Source organism: Aquisphaera insulae (genome assembly GCF_011064615.1).
Lineage (GTDB): Bacteria > Planctomycetota > Planctomycetia > Isosphaerales > Isosphaeraceae > Aquisphaera > Aquisphaera insulae.
Map to the genome: position 1 here is coordinate 36,384 of NZ_JAALJH010000029.1, position 23,215 is coordinate 59,598.

Consider the following 23,215-nt stretch of genomic DNA (forward strand, 5'->3'; position numbering starts at 1 on the left):
TCAGTCGTCCTGGGGTAGGGTGAACTCGAAATCATAGAAGTGCGCCTTGCCCTCGATCCGGATCGCCATGGTCCCCGCGAGGCCGGCGAGCTCGCCGGTGCCGGAGTCGGGGACGACCGTGATGGTCAGGCTCGGCGTGCCCCGGTTCATGAGACCGGCGTGCTGGACGGAGAAGGCGCCGGACTTGCCGCAGAGGGTCCCGGAGATGCGCTCCATCGCGACATACCCGGCCGAGCCCGGGACGTCGGTCCGGGTCGCCAGCATCTCCCCCTTGCCGGTCGCCTCGAGGTCTCCGGAGTAGACCTTGTCGAGGGCCATCCGGCCCACGGTCGGGTCGCCGACGCCCTCGGCCGGGGCCTGGGGGCTCATCTTCACCTCGAACGATCCGCTGATCCGATTCACGGCCATGGATTTCGTCCCTCGTTCATGCGGGTTCGTAGATCCCCTCGACGGCCGGATAGTCCCCCGCCGGATAGGGCGTCCCCTCGGGGATGATGTTGATGTGCCTGATCCGCAACGAGCCTTCGCCGGTGTCGATCTCGATCCGCCAGTTCCAGTCCGGGCCCGGCGGCGCGGGGTACGAGCCGAGCATGCCGAAGGAGCTCGCCGGATCGGACTCCGGCGTCGCCTTGCCCTTGCAGGCCAGGACGTTGCGGCCGTTGTGCCAGGTGTCGATCCAGTGGCCGGAGATCTCGCCGGATTTCGGGTCGAATCCCACCAGCAGCGAGCCCTCCTGCGGTTTCCCCTGGTACGACCAGACATAGTCCAGCCGCACGAACCGGCCGCCGAGGACCGGCACCACCGACAGCTTGGACGGTGATTCCTCCGGCTTCCCCGTGTTCGGGTCTTCCAGCGTATTCACGCCGCGCCAGTTGCCGGCGCGTGCGCTCAGGGACTCGATCGGATTCATGGCGGTCTCCTGTTCGTTTGAATACCTGGAGGAGGATATCGGCAGGCTCGACGTGGAGCAAGACGATTCTCTCCAGGTTCGTTGGCATTCACTTGATAGGATGCAGGGCGGTTGTCCGGGTCGAGAACGCGTGTGAAGCCGGCCGCGGTGGGTCGTAAGCGTTGAAATTCGACGGGCGGGCCGCGCATGTCATCCTCGGACAATCATAACTCGCCCGGTGTGCAGCCGTCGTTTTGACGGGGAAGTACGATTCCCGCTATCCTTCATCATGACACCGACCATACCCTTGTCTCGGGCCGGCGTCGATTTTCCAGCATCTGCGGAGCGACCACGATGAGCACGACGACCCGGTATCCTCATCTCTCCGAAGATGCCGATGGCGTTGTTCGGATTGACGGGACGCGCTACAAGGTGCTCTTGATCGCCGGGGAACATTTCCACTATGGCTGGTCGGCAGAGGAGATCCTGCGCCAGCATCCGGACCTTCGTCCCGAGCAGGTCTACTCGGTACTCACCTACTTCTACGACCACGAAGAGGCCATGCTCAACGAGTTGACCGAAGCTCCTGAACCGATCGGTCAGGACCTGAGGAAGTCGAGGATCTCCCGGGTTGTTCTCGAGGCGCGGTGGGCGGCTCGGAGGCCCTGAAGATGCCGCTCTCGTTGTACATGGACGTGCATGTTCCCCTCGTCATCAGCGAGGGACTGCGGCGACGCGGCCTGGATGTGCTGACCAGTCAGGAGGACGGCACTACCACCGAGGATGATGAAGTCCTCCTCGAACGTGCGGTTTCACTGGGCCGCATCCTCTTCACGCAAGATCGGGATTTCTTGAAGATCGCCTCGACCTGGCAGGGGCAGGCGCGCGATTTCCCCGGCATCATATTCTCGCCACAAAAGTGCATGAGCCTGGGCGTCCTTGTCGTCGAGCTGCACATGGTGCTGACCTGCTCGGATTCCAAGGAACTCGCGGGATTGGTGACGTTCCTCCCGCTGTAAGGCCCGTTCCTTGAGCCCCGGTCGACCACCCTCGAGGCTCGTGGCCCAGGCGATCTCTCATCTCGTGCCCGGAAATGAAGCCTCCCGGTCGAGAACCTCCTTGACCCGTGTCGTCTACTCAGGTAAATTTACCCGAGTCGATGATCGGCGAGGAGGGCCATGACGTGGGCGAGATGAAACTTGGGCGGGTTCAGTTCCGGATCGTGCAGGTGCTCTGGGATCGGGGCCGGGCGAGTGCCCGGGAGATCACCGACGCGCTCAACGAGTCGGGCGAGGAGCCGCTGGCGCACAGCACGGTGCAGACGCTGCTCCGCCAGCTCGAGGCGAAGGGGGCGGTCGGGCACGAGGCGGAGGGGCGGACGTTCGTCTTCTTCGCGAAGCTCAAGGAGGACCGGGCCAGGCGGACGGCCACCCGCGACCTGCTGGAGCGGGTCTTCGGCGGCAGCGTCGGCGGCCTCGTCGCGCACCTGCTGAAGACGGAGAAGGTCTCGCGCGAGGAGCTCGATGAGCTCCGGCAACTGATCGACGAGCGGCGGGGGGAAGACACGGGGGCGGGCAAGACGAAGAGGAAGGGGTGATGGCATGTCGCGGAGCGTCTTCACGCTGATGACGGCCCTCGCGGGCCCGGCCTTGACCTGGCTCCTGCAATCGACGGTCCTGCTGGCCGTGGGGCTCGCGGCCGGTCGCCTGCTCAGGAGGTGCGGCCCCGCCGTGCAGTCGGCCGTCTACAGGACGACGCTGGCGGCGGTCCTCGTCTGCCCGCTCGCCTCGGCCCTGCTGGCCGCGGCGGGCTACGAGGGCCTGACGATCCGGCTCTCTCAGCCGGCTCCGGACGCGGAGATACGTCCCGAATCGACGCATGGCGGATCCGACCTCGCCCGGAGAACGGACGAGCGCGAGCCCGAATCGGCGGCCCTGACGCCGGCTCCCCTTGCCGATCCCGCGGCGCCTTCCCCTTCGCCCGCCGAGGTCCGGGTCGAGCCGGCCCCGATCGCCGGGTCCGTCGCCTCGCCCCGGCCCGCCGAGCCGCCGATCCCGATGACCGCGATCGTCCCCGCGGTCGCCCTGCCGCTCTGGCTCCTCGGCTCCGCCATCCTGGGCATCCGACTGCTCGTCGGCCATCGCCGGATGGCCCGGCTGAGGTCGGCCGCGGTGCCGGCCGGCGGGGATGCGGATCGGCTCTGCCGGGAGCTGGCGGGCCGGCTCGCGGTGGCCGCGCCGGAGGTCCTCCGCAGCCCGTTCCTCCCCAGCCCATGCCTCGACGGCCTGCGGCGGCCGGCGATCCTGATCCCCGAGGAGGACGACGTCGGGCTCCGCGAGACCTTCGCGCATGAGCTGGCGCACCTGTCTCGACGCGACGGCCTCTGGAACCTGCTCCGCCGCGTCGCCGTCGCCGCGGGCTGGGTCCAGCCGCTGCTCGGGCTCCTCTCGAGGCGGATCGAGGCCGCCGCGGAGGAGGTCTGCGACGACGTCGTGGTCCACCTCGGCGCCGACCGCGCGCACTACGCCGGCCACCTCCTGGACCTCGCGGGGCGGACCCTGTTGCCGGTCGCCCCCGCGGGCGTCGGCATGATCTCCCTGCGGTCGATGCTCTCCCGCCGCGTCGTGCGGATCCTCGACGATCGCCGCTCCCTCTCGATCCGGGTCGGCACGCTCGCGATCGCCGCGATGCTCGCGGCCGGCCTCTGCGGGACCCTGCTCGCCGGGATGCTCGGCGTCGGTGGGCGGGGAGTGGCGGCCGAGGGCGCGACGGAGGACGAATCGGGCGGCAAGATCACGAGGGGGCAGGTGATCGGCCCCGACGGCAAGCCCGTGCCGGGGGCGAAGGTCACGGCCTGGCGATCGCACCCGGATCCGGCGCTGGCGCGGTTCCAGAAAGGGGTCTACCTCGACGGTCCCTATGAGTATTCGAAGACGACCGCGGACGTCGAGGGCCGGTTCGATGTGCCCGCCGGGTTCGCGGAATCCAGGCCCGGAAAGGGGGAAGGGAGCTCGATCCTCGCGACGGCGCCGGGACTCGGCGTGGGCGTCTATGTGAAGGGCCGGCCGATCCGCCTGTCCGAGGGCGACCAGCCGGTGGCCGGCCGCGTCGTGGACCTCGAGGGGCAAGCCGTCGCGGGGGCGACCGTGCGAATCCTCAACGTCTGGCTCCCCGATCCCGAGGCCCGTCGCGAGGCCGACGCGCGCGGCGGCCCGTACCGATTCCCCGGGGAGAAGTCACTCTCCGTGAGCGGCGAGCCGCTCCTGCCGGGCGGGGTCGTCACGGACGCGGAGGGGCGATTCCGGATCGAGGGCCTGGGCCGGGACGTCATGGCCCTGGTCGAGATCACCGGCCCGTCGGTGGCACTCAAGCGGACGCGGATCATCAGCCGGGACAGGGGCCCGATCGAGGGCGTCGCGCAGACGTCGCTCGACGGCACGACCGTCGTCTCGCCGACCTATGGGGCTCGCGACGCGATCCCCGTCGAGCCGTCCCGGCCGATCGAGGGGGTCGTCCGTGACCTCGAGACGAAGGAGCCGATCCCAGGCGCGGTCGTGACCGCGCATCGCCTCTCGGGCGAGGGAGGCAACGTCGATGGCCTGATCCGCACGACGACCGACCCGGGGGGACGCTACCGACTCGTCGGCCTCCCCAAGTCCGGCAAGGACGGCCACCAGCTCGCGGTGTATCCGCCCCTCGATCGACCCTACTTCGTGACCGGGGATCTCAGCGTGCCCGTCACGCCGGGCCTGGCCCCGGTCCGGTTCGATATCGCCCTCAAGCATGCCACCTGGGCCGAGGGCACCGTCCGCGACGCCAGGACCGGGAAGCCCATCGAAGGGGCCTTCCTGGACTACTTCCCGATGGTCTCGAACGAGCGGGCGAAGGACTACCCGAACTTCGATTCCCAGACGTCCGGCTCGGTCGCGATCAAGTCGGTGTATCGGGCCGACGCCGAAGGTCGCTTCCGGATCCCGGTCCTCCCGGGCCGCGGCGTGGTCACGGCCCGGCTGGAGAACGGCGGCTACCGCGTCGGGATCGGGGCATCCGAGATCGAGGGAGACGGATCGGCCGGCCAGCTCAACACGTACGATCATATCTTCGCAGCCATGTACAACAGCCTGAAGGAGATCGACGTGCCCGTCGATTCGGCCTCCTTCCCCTGCGACCTCGCGCTCGATCGGGGCGCTACGTATCGGGTGCGGCTCGTCGATCCCGATGGCCGGCCGGTGACGACCGCCGCGGTGAACGGCCGGCGGGCTGGCGGCGGCGACCTGGACACCAACCTGTACGGGGAGAGCGTCGCGACGGTCTCCGGTTTCGAGCCGGGCGAGAAGCGGCCGTTCGTGGCCCACGACCGCGATCGGAAGCTCGGCGCCATGCTGATGATCCCGCCCGACGGGGCGAAGGACGGCGACGAGATCACGCTCACGCTCCGGCCGACGGCGACGGTCACCGGCCGGCTGGTGGATGAGGCGGGGAAGCCGGCCTCGGGCCTGGTGGACGCCCGCCTGACGCCGCTGGTGAAGCGGGAATTCGGCAACCGGATCCTCGGCTCCGTACCCGTCGGGGCCGACGGCCGCTTCCGCTACGAGAACCTCGCGCCCGGCGGCATCTATGAACTCTGGCTGGTCTATCGCGAAGGGGGCATGGCTCGCGTCCGGATGAAGTCCGACCCGTTCGCCCCCTTCGCGCTCGCCGAGGGGCTGTCGCTCGAGCCCGGCCAGGTCCTCGATCTCGGCACCTTCAACGTCGCCACCGGCAAGAAGATCGTCACGGCCGATCCACCCGCCCCGGCGGCCCCGGTCACGGGCCGGATCGTGGACCTGGAAGGCCGCCCCGTGGCGGGCGCATCGGTCGAGGGGGGCAGAGTCAGCGTCCCGAAGGCCGGGAATCTGACGGCCTGGCTTGACGCGGTGAAGCAGGGGCAGGCGCCGTGGATCGCCTACGGGCAGATGGACGGGCAGGCCCGGCAGTCTGCCGAGGGCAAGAAGGCCGTCACGGACGCCGACGGCCGGTTCCGACTGGAGGGCCTGAACGCGGACCGCGTCGTCGAGCTGACCATTCGGGGCGAGGCGATTGCCACGGCGAAGATCGAGGTCGCGACGCGGAAGATGGCTCCCTTGCCGGCCCCGGGATTCCCCAACCAGTATGGGGCAGGCTCGATGACGATCTACGGGGCGGACTTCGTGTACGCCGCCGTGCCCAGCCGGCCGGTCGTCGGCCTCATCACGGACAGGGCCACGGGCAAGCCCTTGCCCGGGGTGGGAGTTCGGAGCGATCGGTTCGCCGGCTCCGACTTCGTGGGGACGATGGCGGAGCGGACGGTGACCGACGCGGGCGGCCGGTTCCGCCTGAACGGCATGCCCAGGGGGAAAGGGAATCGGATCGTGATCGTCCCGAACGACGATCAACCCTATCTCGTCCAGGTCGTGGCGATCCCCGATCCGTCCGGGACGAAGCCGGTTTCCGTCGACGCGGCGCTGCCAGCGGGAGTGTTCATCGAGGGGACGGTCACGGAGAAGGCCACGGGCAAACCGGTGCCGGGGGCCTGGCTGCATTACCTGCCCTTCCTGGAGAACTCGTTCGCTCAGGGGCATCCCTCCTTCGGGCCGGACCGGAACAGCACGAACTCCCTGATCCAGGACCGCTACGTCACGAAGCCGGATGGCTCGTTCCGGCTGGTCGGCCTGCCGGGCCGCGCCATCGTCGGCGCGATAGTCCATCACAACGTCTATCGCCAGGGCGTCGGCTCCGAGGCGATCTCGGGCCTGAGCAAGAACGGGCACTTCGAGACCTACTTCAGCCCGGTCCCGGCCGGGAGGCTCTTCCCGACGGTCATGAAGGAGATCAACCCGCCCGAGGGGGCCAGGTCCGTCCGCGTGGATCTCCAGGCGGCGACCGGCCCGTCGGTCCGGCTCCGGGTCGTCGACGCCGAGGGGAAGCCCGTGATCGGCAGCCTCGCGCTCGGTCGCACGAGCAAGGGGGCCCACGACTCGGCCGCGGCCACGTCGCCCGAGATCACGGTCGAGAACCTCATCCCCGGCGAGGAGAGGACGGTCCTGATTCGCCACACCGGCCGGAAGATCGGCAAGGCCCTGCGGGTGCGCGAGAAGGATGACGCCGGCGGCCCCGTCGTGGTGACGCTCGAGCCGCTGGCGACGATGACCGGCGTCGTGGCCGACGCCGAGGGGGCGCCCGTGCAGGGGGCGCGGGTCCGGACCGATCCGCTCCCCGGCGGAGATTACTCCCTCAGCCTCGGGCAGGTCCCGACGGACGAGCGCGGGAGGTTCGTCGTCACCGACGTGCCGGTCGGCTGCGAATACGGGATGGTCGTCGAGTCATCGGGTTCGATGACGCGGATGAGGGTCGCCTTCCGCAAGAAGGCGTCCGTACGGCCCGGCGAGACGACCGACGTGGGCGAGATCAAGTTCGGCAAGGACTGACGTCCCGAGCGGGAGCAGCGGGAGGAGGAACCGACGCATGAAGACCTCGCCCTGGGAACCGTACCGACCGGACCCCTCGGCCCCCTGGACCTTCGAGCGGGCCTGGACGCTCCGCCGGCGCGCCGGGTTCGCGGCGACGTGGGGAGAGCTGCGACGGGACGTCGCCGACGGACCCGGGCCGGCCGTGGATCGGGTGCTCGCGGGAGAGTGCCGCAGGGACGGCGTCCCGGCGGAATTCGACCGCGTGGCCGCCCTGATCGGCGACGCGGCGGCCGGCTCGTCGGATCCGCACCGGCTCCAGGCCTGGTGGATCTATCGATGCCTGTTCACGCCCGACCCGCTGGGCGAGCGCCTGACGCTGATGGGACACGACCACTTCGCCACCAGCCAGCTCAAGGTCGAGGACGTGGCGGCGATGAAGGCCCAGAACGAGACGCTGCGGCGACTCGCCCGCGGGCCGTTCGCCGACCTCGTCCGCGCGATGGCGAAGGATCCGGCCCTCCTGGTCTGGCTGGACGCGCCATCCAACAAGAAGGGGAAGCCGAATGAGAACCTCGCCCGCGAGCTGATGGAGCTGTTCGTCCTGGGCGTGGGCAATTACACCGAGGTCGACGTGAAGGAGGCCGCCCGGGCCCTCACGGGCCGGACCGTGATCCAGGGGGCCTTCCGCGTCCGCGACATGGACCGCGACGAGGGCACGAAGACGATCCTCGGCAGGACGGATCGGTTCGACGGCGAGGCCCTCGTCGATCACCTGGTCGCGCAGCCTGCCGCGGCGGACCGCCTGGCCTGGCGGCTCTGCGCGACCTTCCTCGGCGAGGGGGTGGCGGATCCCCCCGCGCGAGCCGAGCTCGCCGCGATCCTCCGGGCCGACGGCCTGCACGTCGGGCGCGGCGTCGCGACGGTCCTCCGGTCGAGGCTCTTTTTCTCGCCGCGGAACCTGCACGCGAAGGTGGTTGACCCGATCGGCTTCGTCGTCGGCACGGTGCGGGCCCTGGAGCGATTCGACCCGCCCCCGAGCACCCTGCTGCTGGCGGAGTGGCTGGTCCGGATGGGCCAGGACCTCTTCTTCCCGCCGAATGTCGGCGGCTGGCCGGGCGGCCGCGCCTGGCTGACCGGGCGGGGCGTCGTGGCCCGGGCGAACTTCGCCGCGGCGCTCGCGGACGGGCACCTGAATCCCTCGCCGTCCGTCCCGGACCTCCGCAGCCTGGCTGCGCGGCATGGCCGTCCCGGAGGAGACCGCGAGGCGTTCGGGCATCTCTCGGAGCTGCTGGGGGGACGTCCTCCCGATCCGGCCGCGACGGATCGGATCTGGCACGCGGCCGGGGCCTCGGGCTCGGAAGCATCGCGGCTCAATCGGGCCGTGGCGATGCTCCTGGCCGGGGCGGAATTGCAGGTTGATTGACGAGGCGGAAGGTCTGAAGACATCGCTCGAGGGAGAACAAGATGCTCACGCGACGAGACCTGATCCGGCGGTCGGCATTCCTCTCGCTGTCCCCGGCGGTGCCCGCGTTCCTGGCGCGGACGGGCCTGGCCGCCGCGGCGGAGGTGGACGGCCGGGTGCTGGTGGTGATCCAGCTCGACGGCGGCAACGACGGCATCAATACCGTCGTGCCGTTCGGGGATGAGGCGTACGGCAAGCTCCGCAAGGGGCTGAGGCTGCCGGCGGACTCGCTCTGCAAGGTCGCCGACGGCGTCGGCCTGCATCGGGCCCTGAAGCCCGCGGCGGACCTGATGGAGTCGCACCGTCTGGCGATCGTCCAGGGGGTCGGCTATCCGAACCCCGATCGATCCCACTTCGAGAGCATGGCCATCTGGCAGACCGCGCGTCCGGACCGCGCGAGCGCCCGCGAGGAATCGGTCGGCTGGCTGGGCCGTGCACTCGATGCGGCCGTCGCGGAGCATCGCCCGCGTGCCGGCGGACCGTCCGCGGTCCTCGTCGGCGACCAGGCGCTGCCGCGAGCCCTCTGGTCCCGGCGGGCCCAGGCGACGTCGTTCGCCGATGCGTCCGACCTGGCCCTGGCGTTGCCGGTCCCGACCTCCGCCAGCATCGGACCGGCCGGCGACGACCTGGACGCGTTCGTGCATCGGACGGTCACCTCGGCCTATGCCACGGCCGCCGAGCTCGAGGCCGCCGCGGGGCGGGGGAAGGAGGGGACCGTCCGCTATCCCGCGACGAGCTTGGCGCAGCGGCTGGAGCTGATTTCGCGGTCGCTCAAGGCGGGCTCGCCGGCGCGCGTCTTCTACGCGATCCAGCCCGGTTACGACACCCACTCGGTCCAGTTGGCGACGCACGCCAGGCTCCTCGACGAGCTTGCCGGCGCCCTCAGGGCGTTCCTCGACGACCTGGCCGCCGCGGGCCTTGCGGACCGCGTCCTGGTGCTGGCCTTCAGCGAGTTCGGCCGCCGGCCGGAGGAGAACGGTTCCCTGGGCACGGACCACGGCACGGCCGGGCCGGTCATCCTCGCCGGGCCCGCCGTCAAGCCGGGCCTGATCGGCCGGACGCCCCGTCTCGGCGAGCTTCGCGACGGCGACCTCATCTGGACGATCGATTTCCGCCGCATCTACGCCACCATCCTGGATCGGTGGCTGGGGGTGCCGTCCGCCGGCATCCTCGGCGGGACGTTCGAGCCGCTCGCCGTGATCTGAATCCGGCACGATCAACCGGTGGCGCGGGGCCTGCCGGACGGATCCCCCTTCGGCGAGGGGCCTGCCGGACGAGGCCCGCCCGGCTGCAAGGTCGGCGCCGGGCCCTGCGGGGCCGCCGGCTTGGCGATGGCGATGCTCAGGCCGATCTCGTTGGCGGCGTCGTAGGCGAGGACCGCGTTGCGGTGCATGGTGGAGAAGTCCGCGGAGAGGAGCATCGCCTTGCGGTCCGTCTTCTCGCGGGCGCGGCGGAGGAGCTCGATGAGCTGCTCGCGATTGGCCTCGATCGGCGCGCGGTCGAGCTTCATGGCCCCGGCGGCGTCGATCTCGACGAGGATGTAGGAGTCCTTGAGGTCGTCGAGCGACCGCGATCGGCCCTGGGCCACCGCGGGGGCCGGCGAGTCGGCCGAGGGCTTGGGGATCTCGAGCGTCTTGTACAGGACCGTGGTCGCCGTGACCATGAAGAAGAGGACGAGCTGGAAGGCGACGTCCACCATCGGGGCCAGGTCCAGCTCCTCGATCTTCTGGGGCGCCGACCTGGTGAGGGAGAAGCTCGCTCCCTCCTCTTCATCGTCCCCGTCGTCGTCGGGCGGGGCTGCCACCAGGTGGTCGCGGTCCCGGGACGCCACGACCGGGAGTGCCAACCGGCTGGAGCTGGAGCCGACCTCGCCCCCGTCCGACCGGCGACGCCGTCCGAAGTCGGGATCGAGGTCATCCGGGCCGAGATCCGGCGGCGCGTCGAGGTCGATCGGGGCCGGGGCCTCGCGGGTCGGGGCAGGGGGGGGCGCGGGGATCGCGGGCCGTCGCGGGACCTCGTCCAGGTCCGCCAGGTCCGCCTCGTCGGCGAGGATCTCGAGGTCCGATTCGTCCCCGGCGTCGTCTTCCTCCAGCTCCGAGTCGTCGAGGTCGTCATCCTCGTCCGCATCGTCGTCGTGCCAGATCCAGCCGGTGGCGGCGGCGACGGCGCGACGGTCGTCCGCGGGGGGCGGGGCCGAGGGAGGCGGCGCGGTGATCTCCTGGTCGAGGACCGGGAAGGCGACATCCGAGGTGGAGGCGTCGGGGATCTCGGTCGGCTGCCGGGGCGGAGGCGGCGAGGCGGGGGGCTCGGACTCGAATCCGGGCTGGATCTCCTCGAAGTCCGGCGGTGGCGTCGGTGCGGCGGGCGGGGCGAGCAGCTCGGGGAAGTCGGCGAGCCGCGCCCACGGCGTGGGGGTCCCCGCGGGGCGGACCAGGTCGTCGTCGCGGAGCTCGCCGCGGGCGAAGGCGGCGCGGATGGACTCGTCGTCGAGATCCCGCTGGAGCTCGAGCCGATCGGCGTGGAAGACGTCCCAGTTCGCCACGGTGGCTGCCTCCGCATGGACCCGGCCGGTCACTTCGAGCCGAGGGGCTCCTGGACGCCGACGTGGATGGTGACCCCCTCGACCTCGGAGACGGCGGCGGCGACCTTGAGGACCTCGCCGTGGGGGACGTCGCCGTCGGCCTGGAGGATGACCTTGCGGCGGCCGTCGCGGACGGCGTCGGCCGCGGCCTTGCGGGCCTGGTCCAGGCCGATGACGGGCCCCTCTCCGTGGCCCAGGAGCAGCCGGGCCTCGCCGCCGGGCGCGGCGGGCTTCAGCAACGTGAGGAAGATCGCCTGGGACTCGGCCACGCCCACGCCGTGGCGGGCGGGGGGGACGTCCACCTTCTCGCCGCCGGTCATCTGGACGGAGAAGAGCATGAACGTCATGAGCTGGAAGACCACGTCGACCATCGGGGTCATGTCGATGTGTTCGTCGCGTTCTTCGGTCGCTTCGCGGCGGAGGAGCATGTCGGTCGGGCCAGTCTGGTGGTGTTGTCAGGTCGCGTCCGTCGTCGTCGGGGTCACCGCGAGGAGCCCGTGCGCGACGGCCCCGGCTCATGCCTCCCGCCCCGGGCCGGCTGCGTCGCCGTGGCCTGGGCCGGCGGCATCGCCGCCCCGTTGCGGTCGGCCGGCTCGAGGATCTCGAGCACGTCCTGGAGCTGCCGCTCGGTCCGGTCACGAAGGCGGCGTAGCCGCGCGTGGACGTCGTTGCCGATGAGCATCATCGGGTTGGCGATCAGCAGCCCCGCGCCGGTGGCCCAGAGCGCCAGGCTGATGTCCGAGGCGAGCTGGCGGGGGTTCACCTGCTCCGCCCCGCCGATCCGGCTGAAGGCGGCGATCATGCTGGCGACCGTGCCCAGCAGCCCCAGGAGCGGGCCCATCCGGACGATCGTGGAGATGCTCGCCAGCCGGTTCTCCATGCCGGCGATGACCTCGGTGTGGAATTCGCTGACCACGAGCTGGCGGATCTTGGCCAGGCCCTTGTCCCGATTCTGCAGGGCCACGGCCAGGAGCTGGGCGAGGGCCTTGTGCCAGTACGCGGGGCTCTGGCAGACGGAGATCGCGGCGTCGAACTTGCGAGCCTGGCAGAGTTCTTGCACCTGCGAGATCAGGGGGCGAGGGTCGGCGAGCGTCTTCTTGCCGAGCGTCCGGTAGAGGAGGATCCCGTTGTAGACCCCCCAGACCGCCAGCAGGGCGAGGGCTCCGTAGATGGCATAGCCGAAGGAATCGATGATTCGGATGGTCAGATTCATGGGGCGAGAATCCAGTGCGACGCATCGCGAAGAGAGTCTGGGACGGACCCTCGGGGCCGTCCGCGGCCTTTATTCTTGCGAGCGGGGCGCGACTCTCGCAAGGGTTACGGCGACGAGCCGTCCCGCTTGGCGCGGGCGGATCGGTCGCGGGCCCGGCCGAGCCCTGGGCTCGATTCGCCCCCCGGCGACGGCCCGTGCCGTCGGGTTCCGTGGGACCCGGCCGGAGGGCCGCTCGGCGGAGGGGTGGACAGACGAGCGACGAGGGCGCTACACTGAAATCATTCGAGGACGTCTCGTGGTCCCCTCCGGATCGACTCGCGCCGGCTCCGGTGCGGCCGATGCCCGGGCGAAGCACACCGCGGGGGGCGGCGCCGCAGTTTGCGGGCTGCCGACACGCCCGCGCGGGGGGAGCCGATCGCTTCCAATCCCTTGCCAGGCTCGCCCGGGCGCGTGAGAATGGCCAGGCCCACGTTATTCTTCGTGGCGACAGACGAGCGCCGATTGAGCCTTCGAAGTTCCATCGAGTTCTGCCCATGCCACGGACCGTTTTGATCGTCGATGACGAGCGCGACACCAACGACATCTTGGCCAGTCTCGTTCGGGCTCGCGAATTCGAACCGATCCAGGTCTATTCGGGTAGCCGCGTCTGGGCCGCGGTGGCGGAGAAGAAGCCGGACATCATCCTCCTGGACCTCATGCTGCCGGACATGGACGGCTTCGCGGTCTGCGACAAGCTGAAGCGGCACCGCGAGACCAACCTGATCCCCATCGTGATGGTCACGGCGCTGCACAACGAGGACCATCAGCTCACGGGGGTCCGGGTCGGGGCCAACGGCTATCTCCACAAGCCGTTCTCCCCGGCGCAGCTCTATGCGGCCATCGACGAGGCCCTGGCCTGGCACGACGAGCACCTGAATCGCGGGACCCGGGGGGAGATCAACTTCGACATCCGCAGCGAGCTGACCTACCTCCAGCAGGCCCAGGACATGCTCGCGGACATGTTCGCCCACACGCCGCTGACCGAGCGTCAGGTGAAGGACCTGAAGCAGGCGATCATGGAGATGGGGGGCAACGCGATCGAGTGGGGCCACAACAAGAACGCCGAGCTCGTCCTGCGGATCACCTACCGGATCGACGCCGAGAAGATCACCCTGATCATCCAGGACCAGGGGCCGGGCTTCGACCCCAGGAATCTCCCCCACGCCGCCTCCGACGAGGATCCCATCGGCCACGTCGAGATCCGCAACGAGATGGGGAAGCGGGAGGGGGGCTTCGGCATCATGCTGGCCCGGGGGCTCGTCGACGAGTTCCACTACAACAAGAAGGGCAACGAGGTCACGCTCATCAAGCGGTTCCTCGAGTCGTCCTGAACGCCGCCCTCGGGGCCGCCTCGCAGATTTCCCGGGCGGCCGGCCGAGTCGTGACCTAGGGTTCTGGTGCCGCGGGATCACGCGCACCGGCGACGACGGCCTGGTCCGGATCACGCGGCATGGGAGGCGATGGTCCGTCCCCCGACAGTGGGGTGGCATCGAACGTGCGCGCCCGCCGCCGCGGCGAGGCGTCGCGCGCAGGGGTGCCGGCCTGTCCCGATCCGACGATCCAGGCGGTGCGAACGATGGACAGGCGTTTGACCTATCGGATGACATTCCTCCTGGCGGCCTCGCTCGTGGGGGGGATGCTGTTCCTCGTCGACGTCCGGGACGCGGACGGGCGTCGTCGTCGGCGCGAGATCCAGGGGCTGGCGGAGTCGCTCGCCATCCTGATCGATCCCGCCCAGGTCGCGCGGCCGGGCGAGCGTGACCGGGACGACCGCGCCTCGGCGGCCGACCTGAACCTGAAACGCGTCCGAGAGCGGCTGCGGACCGTGCGGTCGATCTACGACGGATCGTGTCGGATCGACATCCTCCGCCGCGAGGCCGGCGTCGTGACCTCCCTGGCCAGCTCGGAGGAGGGGCCCGGCGGGGCCTTCCGGGCCGCGATCCTGGGCGAGACCGACGGCACCCTCGGCTCCCTCTTCGACCTCAATGCCAGCGTCATGCGCGGGCCGTTCTCCGGGCCGAACGGGTCCAGTGCCTTCGTCGCCTACGCCCCGCTCCGGCTGCCGGGGCGGTCGGCGGCGATCGTCAGCGTGCGGAGCGACGTGGACGACGGGGTCGGGGGAGCGGCCCGGGAGGAGGTGCTGGCCACCGCGCTGGTGTCGCTCGTCCTCATCGGCATCGTCCTCCTCTGGCGGCATCTCCACCACGAGGCGCGGATCGCCGATCGGACCCGGGCGTCGGAGGAGAAGTTCCGCGGCATCACCCAGGCCGCGCTCCAGCCGATCGTGCTGACCGATGACGCCGGCCGGATCACCTACTGGAACGACGCGGCGACGCGGACCCTGGGCTTCGGCCGCGAGGAGGCGGTGGGCGCGGACCTCCAGGAACGCCTGATCCCCGCCGGCCTCCGCGACGCCTACCGCGCCGCACTGCCGGCGCCGCTGGAGGGCGCGTCGGGGGACGGTGACGGCGCCATGATCGAGCTGGCCGTCCTCCATCGGGACGGCCGCGAGATCCCGGTCGAGCTGAGCATGTCCGCCTTCCGGCTGGAAGGGCGGCGCCACGTCGTGGGGGTCATGAGCGATCTCAGCGCCCGGAAGTGGTACGAGGCCCAGTTGATGGAGCGGGCCCGGCTGTCCCTGATGCTGGCGGAGCTCGGCGGTGTCCTGACCCGAGAGCCGTCCGCCGAGGGGCTGCTCCAGGGCTCCGCGGCCATCCTCTCGAAGCACCTGGACTCGCGGGCCCGATTCTGGCTGGTGGAGGAGGCGTCCGGCCGTCCGATGCCCTCGGGAGACGCGAACCAGGCTCGGGCCCGGGCCGCCGAGGTCCGGCTCGTGGACCGAGTCTCCTCGACGCGAGAGCGGGGCTTCGAGGGGGACGCCTACGTCGGGACGCCAACCTCCCGTCCCTCCGCGGAGGCCATGCTCCAGGCGCTTGCCGGCGAGCTATCCTGGCCCGGGATGGACGGCTCCGGCGACCGGCGGCCCGCGACGGGCGAGGGGATCGTCGGCCTGCCCATGGTCTCCGACGGGATCCTCCGGGGGGTGCTGACCGTCGCGTCCGGCCGCGCTCTCTCCCCCGCGGCGCTCTCCGCCCTGGAGATGGCGGCCGGCGAGCTGGCCCTGGGCCTGACCCGGATCCGACTGATCGCCAACCTCAACGCGGCGAAGCTCCTCGCCGAGTCGGCCAACCGGGCCAAGAGCGAGTTCCTCGCCAACATGAGCCACGAGATCCGGACGCCGATGAACGGCGTGATCGGCATGACCGAGCTGGTCCTGGACACCCGGCTGGACCCCCGCCAGCGCGAGTACATCGAGATCGTGAAGCACTCGGCCGAGTCGCTGCTCACCGTGATCAACGACATCCTCGATTTCTCCAAGGTGGAGGCCAAGAAGCTGGTCCTGGACCCGTCACCCTTCCCGCTCCGTGAGACGGTGGAGGGGACGCTCCGAATCCTCGCGGAGCGGGCCCATGCCAAGGGGCTGGAGCTCGCCTGCCGGGTCTGTCCGGGGCTGCCGATGACGGTGGTCGGCGACCCCCATCGCTTCCAGCAGATCCTCATCAACCTGGTCGGGAACGCCATCAAGTTCACGGAACGGGGCGAGGTCCTGGTCACGGTGGAAGAGGAGGCCGGCAAGGCGGATGCCGAGGCGCTCCACCTCGCCGTCGCGGTGACCGACACCGGGGTGGGCATCCCCGAGGAGAAGCAGGCGCGGATCTTCGAGCCCTTCGAGCAGGCCGACGGCACGACGACCCGGCGATTCGGCGGCACCGGCCTGGGACTGGCGATCTCGAGCCAGTTGATCGAGCTGATGGGCGGGAAGATCGCGGTGGAGAGTCGGCCCGGGCTCGGCAGCACCTTTCGCTTCACCGTCCGCCTGGGCCGGACCGAGGACGTCATCGATCCGGCATCGACGGGGAGCCCGGACGACCTCGCCGGCAGGCGGATCCTGGTGGTGGACGACAACGCCACGAACCGGCGGATCCTCGACGAGGTCCTCCGATCGTGGCGGTCCATCCCGACCCTGGCGGGGAGCGGTGCCGAGGCGCTGGAGTTCCTGGGGGCCTCCGCGTGCGGCGAGCCTCCGTTCGCGGCCGCCCTCCTGGACCTCCTCATGCCCGGCATGAACGGCGTGGAGCTGGCCCGGCGGATCCGGGAGCGGCCGGGCGGGGCGGACCTCCCCCTCATCGTCCTCACCTCCGAAGGGGACCTGAGCGTCGACGTGCCGCTGCGCCAGCTCGGGATCCGGTCGATCCTGTCCAAGCCGGTCCGCCAGGCGGACCTGCGGCGAGCGATCCTGGGGACCATCGAGGCGGAGTCCCCCGCCGCGGGCGTCGGCCCCGACGTCGGGGCGGCGGTGGCCGTCGCCGGGCGGCCGGGCGGTCGCGTCAAGCGGATCCTGGTGGCGGAGGACAACCCGGTCAACCAGCGGGTCCTGCTGGAGCTGATCGTCCGGCACGGCCACGTCGCCGTCGTGGCGGATGACGGCGAGGCGGCCGTCGAGCGGTTCCGCGAGGGGGGCTTCGACCTCGTGCTGATGGACATCCAGATGCCGGGCATGGACGGATTCCAGGCCCTGGCGGCGATCCGAGAGATCGAGGGCCATCGGGCGGGCGGCATCCCGGTCGTGGCCCTGACGGCCCACGCCATGGGCGGGGACCGGGAGCGTTGCCTTGGCGCCGGATTCAACGGATACCTCTCCAAGCCGATCCGCGTCCCCGAGCTGACGGCCCTGCTCGGCGTCGCGCCGCGGGACGACCGCCCGCCGCCGGACGCCGCCCCGCGGCTCTTCGATCGCCCCACGGCGCTCGAGCAGGCCGGCGGCGACGAGGACCTGCTGCGGGACCTCCTGCGGATGATCGTCGACCGCGCCCCGGAGCAGCTCGAGCGGGCCGGCGATGCCCTCGCCGCCGGCGACACGGCGGAGGCGGCCCGCTGCCTCCACACGCTCAAGGGCTCGGTCGGCTTCTGCCTCTCGCGGCGGTCGCTCGCCCCGCTGGAGGGCCTGGAATCGCTCTGCAAGGAGGGCCGCCTTCAGGAGGCCCGGGGCCGCCTCCCGGGGATCGCGGCGACCCTCGAGGCCCTCCTCGACGAGATCCGCCGCGAGGTCGGGTGCGAGGCCGAGCCCGCGGCGGCAGGGGCCATGGACTTCCGATAGTCGTATTCCTATTTAAGTAGCGCACAAGGGGTAGATTCCCGATGAATGCAGTTGCCGAGCCGTCGGCGGACGTGGTGGGGATGGGGGCGGCACAGAATCCAACCGTCGAGCGGCCGCCGTTGGTCCGCATCCTGGTGGTGGACGACAACCCGGTCGATCGGCTCCGCGTGGGCAGGCTGGTCGAACGAGATCCGAGGTGCCGGGCCGTCTTCGCCGCCAACGGGCTCGAGGCGATGGATCGGCTGGCCGATCACGCGATCTCGGTGGTCCTGACCGACCTCCAGATGGAGGGCATGGACGGCCTGGAGCTGGTCCGGGCGATCCGCCGCGAGCACGCCGAGATCCCCGTGATCCTGATGACCGCCCACGGCAGCGAGCGCGCCGCGATGGAGGCCCTGCGGGTCGGGGCGTCCGATTACGTGCTCAAGAACAAGCTCGCCCAGGAGCTGCAATCGGTCCTCTCCCGGCCCCTCCGCACCGCGGCCGCGGGGCATCGGCGGCGGGCCTGCCTGCAGGCCCTCTCGCGGCAGGAATCCACCTATGCGATCGGCAACGACCTGGACCTCGTGCCGGCGATGCTGGAGATCCTCCGCGAGGACCTGGTCCGGCTCGCACGGTGGGATTCCGCCGAGCTGATGCGAGTGATCATCGCCATCGACGAGGCCCTCCGCAACGCCATCTGCCACGGCAACCTGGAGGTCAGCTCCGAGCTCCGCGACGGCGGTGAACGCCGCTTCGAGGCCGAGGTGCGGAGGCGAGCGAGCGAGGCCCCGTACCGCGATCGCTCGGTCCGGCTGGAAGTCGCCCACGACCCGGACCGCTCGACGTTCGTCATCCGGGACGAGGGCCCGGGATTCGACACCTCGCGGGGCAGCCGGACGATCGAGCCGGAGGACCTGCTTCGGTGCAGCGGCCGCGGGCTCCTGCTCATGAAGTCGTTCATGGACGAGGTCTACTTCAACCGGGCGGGCAACCAGGTGACCCTCGTGAAGCGGCGTCACATCGACGCGATGCCGCCGATGCCTACGGCGATCGAGGCCGATCCGCCGTCAACGCCGCCGGTGGAGGCCGCCGCGACGTGCACCGACCCGGCGGGCGAACGGCCCGCGACGTCGTCAGCCCCGCCGGTCCGGGTCGGTGCCGGGACGGGGAATCGGACGAACGAGTCGGACTTCGCGCGGCGGCTCCTCGACCAGCTCCACAACGCCGTCTTCTACGTCGATCGGTCGCGTCACATCGTCTACTGGAACGAGGCCGCCGAACGGCTCACGGGATACTCGGCCGCCGAGGTCATCGGCCGGCGATGCAGCGACGGGCTCCTCGATCACCAGGCCCAGGATGGCTGCCAGCTCTGCGATCGAGGCTGCCCGCTGCTCAAGGCGATCACCGACAAGTCCACCACGCAGGAGCGCGCCTTCCTCCGTCACAAGGACGGCCGCAGGATCTCCGTGGACGTTCGATCCCTCCCCGTCCTGGGCGAGGGGGGCGCGGTCCTCGGGGCCGCCCAGGTATTCACCGACGCCACCTCCAGCCTCATGGTGGAGAGTGCCTTCCGCCAGGTCCGCGAAGCGGCGGACCGCGACCCCTTGACCGGGGTGGCCAATCGCCGCTACTTCGATCCGGCGCTGGCCGCCCAGCTCGAGAATGCCCGCCGATCGGGGAGTCCATTCTCCCTGATCATGGCCGATCTCGACCATTTCAAGCTGGTCAACGATACGTTCGGTCATGAGGTCGGAGACATCGCGCTCACCCGTTTCGCCTCGGTCCTTCGCTTGCAGTCCCGGCCGCTGGACCTGGTCGCCCGGTTCGGGGGGGAGGAGTTCATCGTGCTCCTGCCCGGGACGAGGGTGCAGGCGGCGGCCCAGATTGCCGAGCGACTGCGTCGGGCGACGCCCGAAGCGACCCCCCCGGAGATGGGGAGTCGCCTCCTGACGGCAAGCTTCGGAGTGGCCCAGTCGCTCCCCGACGAGGGCCGGACGGACCTCCTCCGACGGGTGGACGCGGCGCTCTATCTGGCCAAGGCTCAGGGCCGCGATCGCGTGGCGGTGGCCGGAGGTGATGTCCCGTCCTGACCGCGGTGCGACTTGCTCTCGACCGGTGCTCGAGCGGAGGTCCGGCCCCTGGCCCGCGCTCCGCCCCTCGCCGGATACCGCCGCCGCGGCGCCGTGCCGTCGCCCTGGCCTGGGTCGACCGTCCGGGCCTGAGGGGAGGACTCGAGCGCCATCTGGAAGGGGTCACCGGACGCCGGGCCCGCCTCGGCCTCCGGGCCCACGGCGGGGAGCTCCGCCTTGCGTCCCTTCGAGCCGAGCGGGCTGCCGATGAAATTGCCGGGGACGCCGTTGAGCCCCGCCCCGCCCCGATTGTTGGTGCCGTAGCCGGGCATCGGCCCGAAGTTGCCGCCCCCGCCGACGTAGTTGCCGGCTGCATTGAACCCCTGGACCTCGCCGAACCCGTTGACCGCGCCGGGACCGGCATAGCCTCCGAAGGTATTCAGGCCGGCCATCGAGTTGAAGGGGTCGAGATTGTACCCAAAGCCGCCGTAGGTGCCCACGCCGCTGACGGCGCCGATGGTCCCGAATGGACCGCCGTTGAGGATGGCCGCCCCCCCATTTCCCATGGCTCCGGAGGCGTTCCCGCCGAGTCGTCCGAGGAGCCCGCCGAGGGCGGCCGGGCTGGCCGCGCCGCCGCCGCTGACCGCGGCCGGGATCGGCACGGTCGTGAATCCGGTGACCTCGTTGAAGCCCACGTTCAGCCCCATCCGGACGTACGTCCCGGGGGGCACCACCGCCGGCGTCACCCCGAGCATCGCGCCGCTGGGCGCGACGCCTACTCCCGGTGCAAACCCCACGGCCTGGGCCCAGGCCGATGACCCGGTGGCGGCGATCAGGCCGGCGAGGAACGCCGCGAAGCGGACAGCACGCGTCACCCTGGTTGCACTCATGGCTCACCCCCGGACGGGCCGGTTTCGGGACGAGGTCAGTCCTGGCCGCGGATCAGGAGACGAGCCGGCGAACTTGCTCCGCCGTCCTCGCCTCGAGCAGCTCGCGGCCGATCGCCGAGAGGCTCCCCGGATCTCGCTTCGCGAGCAGCCGGCGGATGGCCGGTACGCGGTCAACCGCCATGCTCAGCGAATCCACCCCGAGGGCGGCGAGGACCACGGCCCCTTCGTGATGAGAGGCCATCTCGCCGCAGACGGAGACCGGACGCCCGGCACGATGGGCCGAGGCGATCATCTCTCCTATCATTCGCACGAGTCCCGGGTGAAGCAAGTCGTCTTCCTGCGCACCCACCGGATCTTCCCGGCCAATCCCCATCGCCGACGCGATCAGGTCATTCGTCCCCAGGGCCACGAAATCGACGCGACTTGACCATTCCTCGACCATCGGGGCGACCGCCGCCACCTCGATCATCATCCCCAGCGGGACCTGGCTGTCGAACGGCAGGCCCTCGGCCTGGAGCTCGCGGCGGGCCTCCTCCACGGTCTCGAGTGCGAACTCGAGCAGGCGCGGACGCGTCACCAGGGGGACCAGGAGCCGGACCGGGCCGCAGGCGCCGGCTCGCAGGATGGCCCGGACCTGCTCCTTGAACAGCCGCTGCAAGATCGGGGACTCGAGCACGAGCCGCCAGTCGAGCTTCTGCGCGGCGGACTGGCTCGAGGCCGCGCCTTGCCCCAGCTTGTCCGGCCGGAGGTCGAACGTCCGGATCGTCGCCGGACGGCCGTGGAGCGACTCCACCAGCTTGCGGTAGATCTCGAACTGCTCCTCCTCCGTCGGCAGCGTCCGCCGCGCCAGGAAGAGCATCTCCGACCGATACAGGCCCACCCCCTGCGCGCCGTAGGCGCAGACCCTGGCGGCCTCGCTCAGGAGGTTGACATTGGCCTCCACCCGGGGCAGGCCGGGAAGGCCCTGATCGGCGTCCTGCCGCGCGTGCCCCCGTTCCCCGAGGTCGCCGTTCAGTGGGGCGGTGCCGTTGAGGCCGACGTCGCTCCGGGGTTCACGCGCGTCGGGCCCTTCGCCCCGTTCGTCCGTCGACGGGTCGATGACGATGCGTCCGGCCGTGCCGTCGATCTGGAGGAGCTGACCATCCTCCACGCAGTCCAGCAGGCCCTCGATCCGGCCGACCATCGGGATCCCCAGGCTGCGGGCGATGATCACGGCGTGGCTCTGCGGCCCGCCGTGCTCCACGACCACACCGTCCAGGTGATCGAGATCGACCGCGAAGAGGTCGAGCACGGACGCCTCATGGGCCACCAGGATCAGCCGCCCCTCGCCGGGCTGGTCCGTCGCCTCGTCCTCGGTGGGGCGGAGGTGCCAGAGGATCCGGCGGAAGACGTCCTTGATGTCGAAGATCCGCTCCCGGAAATACGGATTGGAGAGCTTCTGGAAGGTGGCGATGTACTTGTCGAGCGTCCGGACGACGGCGCTCTCGGCGGAGGCGTCGGGGCCGAGGCAGGCGGCCAGGTCCCGCTCCACCGTGCTGTCCTGGAGGATCATGAGCTGGGCCTGGAGGATCGCGCCGTGATCCTCGCCGACGAGCAGCGAAATCTTGCGGCTGAGCCGGGTGATCTCTTCCCGGGCGGCGTCCATGGCCCGGCGGAGCCGCTGGCCCTCGACCGCGAGGTCGCAGCCGGTCGCACCGGCGGCCGCCGCCGGCTCCGCCTTCTGGCCGATCACATAGGCCCGCCCCAGTCCCGAGCCCGGCGACAGGGGGAGCCCGTCGAGCCGCCGGGGCGGCCGGGCGCGGTCCTCGGCGTCCGCCGCGGCCTCGTCCACGTGCGCGGCGGCCACGCTCTCCAGCATCCGGGCCCCGGAGACGAGCGGGGCGAGCTGCGAACCGACCGTGATCAGCATCCGGATCTCGTTGGGCGAGAACGGCCGCCTCTCCGCGGTCTGGACCACCAGCACCCCCTGGATGCTCGCCGATTCGATGACCGGCACGCCCAGGAAGGAGTGGTACGGATCCTCCCCGGCCTCGGGGAAATACTTGAATCGATGATGCGTGAAGGCGTCCGCCTCCATGATCGGGCTCATCCGCTCGGCCACCAGTCCCGTCAGCCCCTCGGAGAGCTTCATCCTCACCCGGCCCACGCTCGAGGCGTCCAGCCCGACCGTCGCCGCCAGCACCAGGTCCCCCGATTCCGGCTCGATCAGGTAGACCGAGGCCACGTCCGTCGCGAATCGCTTCTGGATCAGCCGGACGATGTTATCGAGCGTCTCGTGAGGATTGTGCGAGTGCGAGATCAACTGGCTGACTTCTTCCAGGGTCAGCAGCAGGGAGCTCTCGTGGGCCGGTGCCAGGGCGGTATCCGCGAAATGATCCATGTCGTTGGGTCAACGCTCCTCGCGGTCTGAAATCGCTACGGCCCGGCTCGCACGAACCGACGTCCCGGGAACCAGCGCGGGAGATTTAGCAATGGCCGTGCCACTACCAAAAGTGGAAGACGCG

At 70.7% G+C, this 23,215-nt stretch carries 16 protein-coding genes; 9 read left to right on the forward strand and 7 right to left on the reverse strand.

Annotated features, from left to right (window positions below; translation table 11 throughout):
• Both G6O54_RS16835 and G6O54_RS16840 read right to left on the reverse strand, forming a co-directional pair.
• Entirely contained in the window at positions 1-408 is a 408-nt protein-coding gene (locus G6O54_RS16835; RefSeq protein ID WP_165226820.1) for a DUF3224 domain-containing protein, read from the reverse strand.
• 16 nt (positions 409-424) lie between these two features.
• Positions 425-910: a DUF1579 family protein gene (locus tag G6O54_RS16840; RefSeq protein ID WP_165226821.1), complete on the reverse strand. Its 486-nt coding sequence runs from the start codon at positions 908-910 to the stop codon at positions 425-427.
• Between the two features lie 333 nt (positions 911-1,243).
• Here G6O54_RS16840 and G6O54_RS16845 point away from each other — a divergent pair, with 333 nt between their 5' ends.
• The 6 genes from G6O54_RS16845 to G6O54_RS16870 all read left to right on the forward strand — a co-directional run bounded on the left by G6O54_RS16845 (position 1,244) and on the right by G6O54_RS16870 (position 9,984).
• On the forward strand, positions 1,244-1,558 hold the full coding sequence (locus G6O54_RS16845; RefSeq protein WP_165226822.1) for a DUF433 domain-containing protein: 315 nt from the start codon (positions 1,244-1,246) through the stop codon (positions 1,556-1,558).
• A gap of 2 nt (positions 1,559-1,560) precedes the next feature.
• Positions 1,561-1,908, forward strand: coding sequence for a DUF5615 family PIN-like protein (locus G6O54_RS16850; protein WP_165226823.1), 348 nt, complete (start codon positions 1,561-1,563; stop codon positions 1,906-1,908).
• A 173-nt stretch (positions 1,909-2,081) separates the two neighbouring features.
• Positions 2,082-2,486, forward strand: coding sequence for a BlaI/MecI/CopY family transcriptional regulator (locus tag G6O54_RS16855; protein WP_165226855.1), 405 nt, complete (start codon positions 2,082-2,084; stop codon positions 2,484-2,486).
• A 4-nt stretch (positions 2,487-2,490) separates the two neighbouring features.
• Entirely contained in the window at positions 2,491-7,335 is a 4,845-nt protein-coding gene (locus G6O54_RS16860) for a M56 family metallopeptidase (protein ID WP_165226824.1), read from the forward strand.
• 37 nt (positions 7,336-7,372) lie between these two features.
• Positions 7,373-8,740 (forward strand): DUF1800 domain-containing protein, encoded by a 1,368-nt coding sequence (locus G6O54_RS16865; protein ID WP_165226825.1) that lies wholly within the window; start codon positions 7,373-7,375, stop codon positions 8,738-8,740.
• 41 nt (positions 8,741-8,781) lie between these two features.
• On the forward strand, positions 8,782-9,984 hold the full coding sequence (locus G6O54_RS16870; protein WP_165226826.1) for a DUF1501 domain-containing protein: 1,203 nt from the start codon (positions 8,782-8,784) through the stop codon (positions 9,982-9,984).
• 11 nt (positions 9,985-9,995) lie between these two features.
• Here the strand turns inward: G6O54_RS16870 and G6O54_RS16875 are convergent, their stop codons facing one another.
• Genes G6O54_RS16875 through G6O54_RS16885 form a run of 3 tightly spaced genes read right to left on the reverse strand, consistent with a single transcriptional unit; the run spans position 9,996 to position 12,573 of the window.
• Entirely contained in the window at positions 9,996-11,321 is a 1,326-nt protein-coding gene (locus G6O54_RS16875; protein WP_165226827.1) for an ExbD/TolR family protein, read from the reverse strand.
• A gap of 29 nt (positions 11,322-11,350) precedes the next feature.
• Positions 11,351-11,788, reverse strand: coding sequence for an ExbD/TolR family protein (locus G6O54_RS16880; protein ID WP_165226828.1), 438 nt, complete (start codon positions 11,786-11,788; stop codon positions 11,351-11,353).
• Positions 11,789-11,841: 53 nt separating this feature from the next.
• Positions 11,842-12,573, reverse strand: coding sequence for a MotA/TolQ/ExbB proton channel family protein (locus G6O54_RS16885; protein WP_165226829.1), 732 nt, complete (start codon positions 12,571-12,573; stop codon positions 11,842-11,844).
• A 533-nt stretch (positions 12,574-13,106) separates the two neighbouring features.
• Here G6O54_RS16885 and G6O54_RS16890 point away from each other — a divergent pair.
• The 3 genes from G6O54_RS16890 (at position 13,107) to G6O54_RS16900 (ending at position 19,842) form a co-directional block, all read left to right on the forward strand.
• Positions 13,107-13,943, forward strand: a complete 837-nt coding sequence (locus G6O54_RS16890; protein WP_165226830.1) for a response regulator — start codon at positions 13,107-13,109, stop codon at positions 13,941-13,943.
• Positions 13,944-14,188: 245 nt separating this feature from the next.
• On the forward strand, positions 14,189-17,770 hold the full coding sequence (locus G6O54_RS16895; RefSeq protein ID WP_165226831.1) for a response regulator: 3,582 nt from the start codon (positions 14,189-14,191) through the stop codon (positions 17,768-17,770).
• A 41-nt stretch (positions 17,771-17,811) separates the two neighbouring features.
• Entirely contained in the window at positions 17,812-19,842 is a 2,031-nt protein-coding gene (locus tag G6O54_RS16900; RefSeq protein ID WP_165226832.1) for a diguanylate cyclase, read from the forward strand.
• Here the strand turns inward: G6O54_RS16900 and G6O54_RS38530 are convergent.
• Complete coding sequence (locus G6O54_RS38530) at positions 19,794-20,711, reverse strand: hypothetical protein (protein ID WP_165226833.1); 918 nt, start codon at positions 20,709-20,711, stop codon at positions 19,794-19,796. The genes G6O54_RS16900 and G6O54_RS38530 overlap by 49 nt on opposite strands.
• Before the next feature lie 52 nt (positions 20,712-20,763).
• Complete coding sequence (locus G6O54_RS16910) at positions 20,764-23,091, reverse strand: phosphoenolpyruvate--protein phosphotransferase (RefSeq protein WP_165226834.1); 2,328 nt, start codon at positions 23,089-23,091, stop codon at positions 20,764-20,766.
• Between the last annotated feature and the right edge of the window lie 124 nt (positions 23,092-23,215).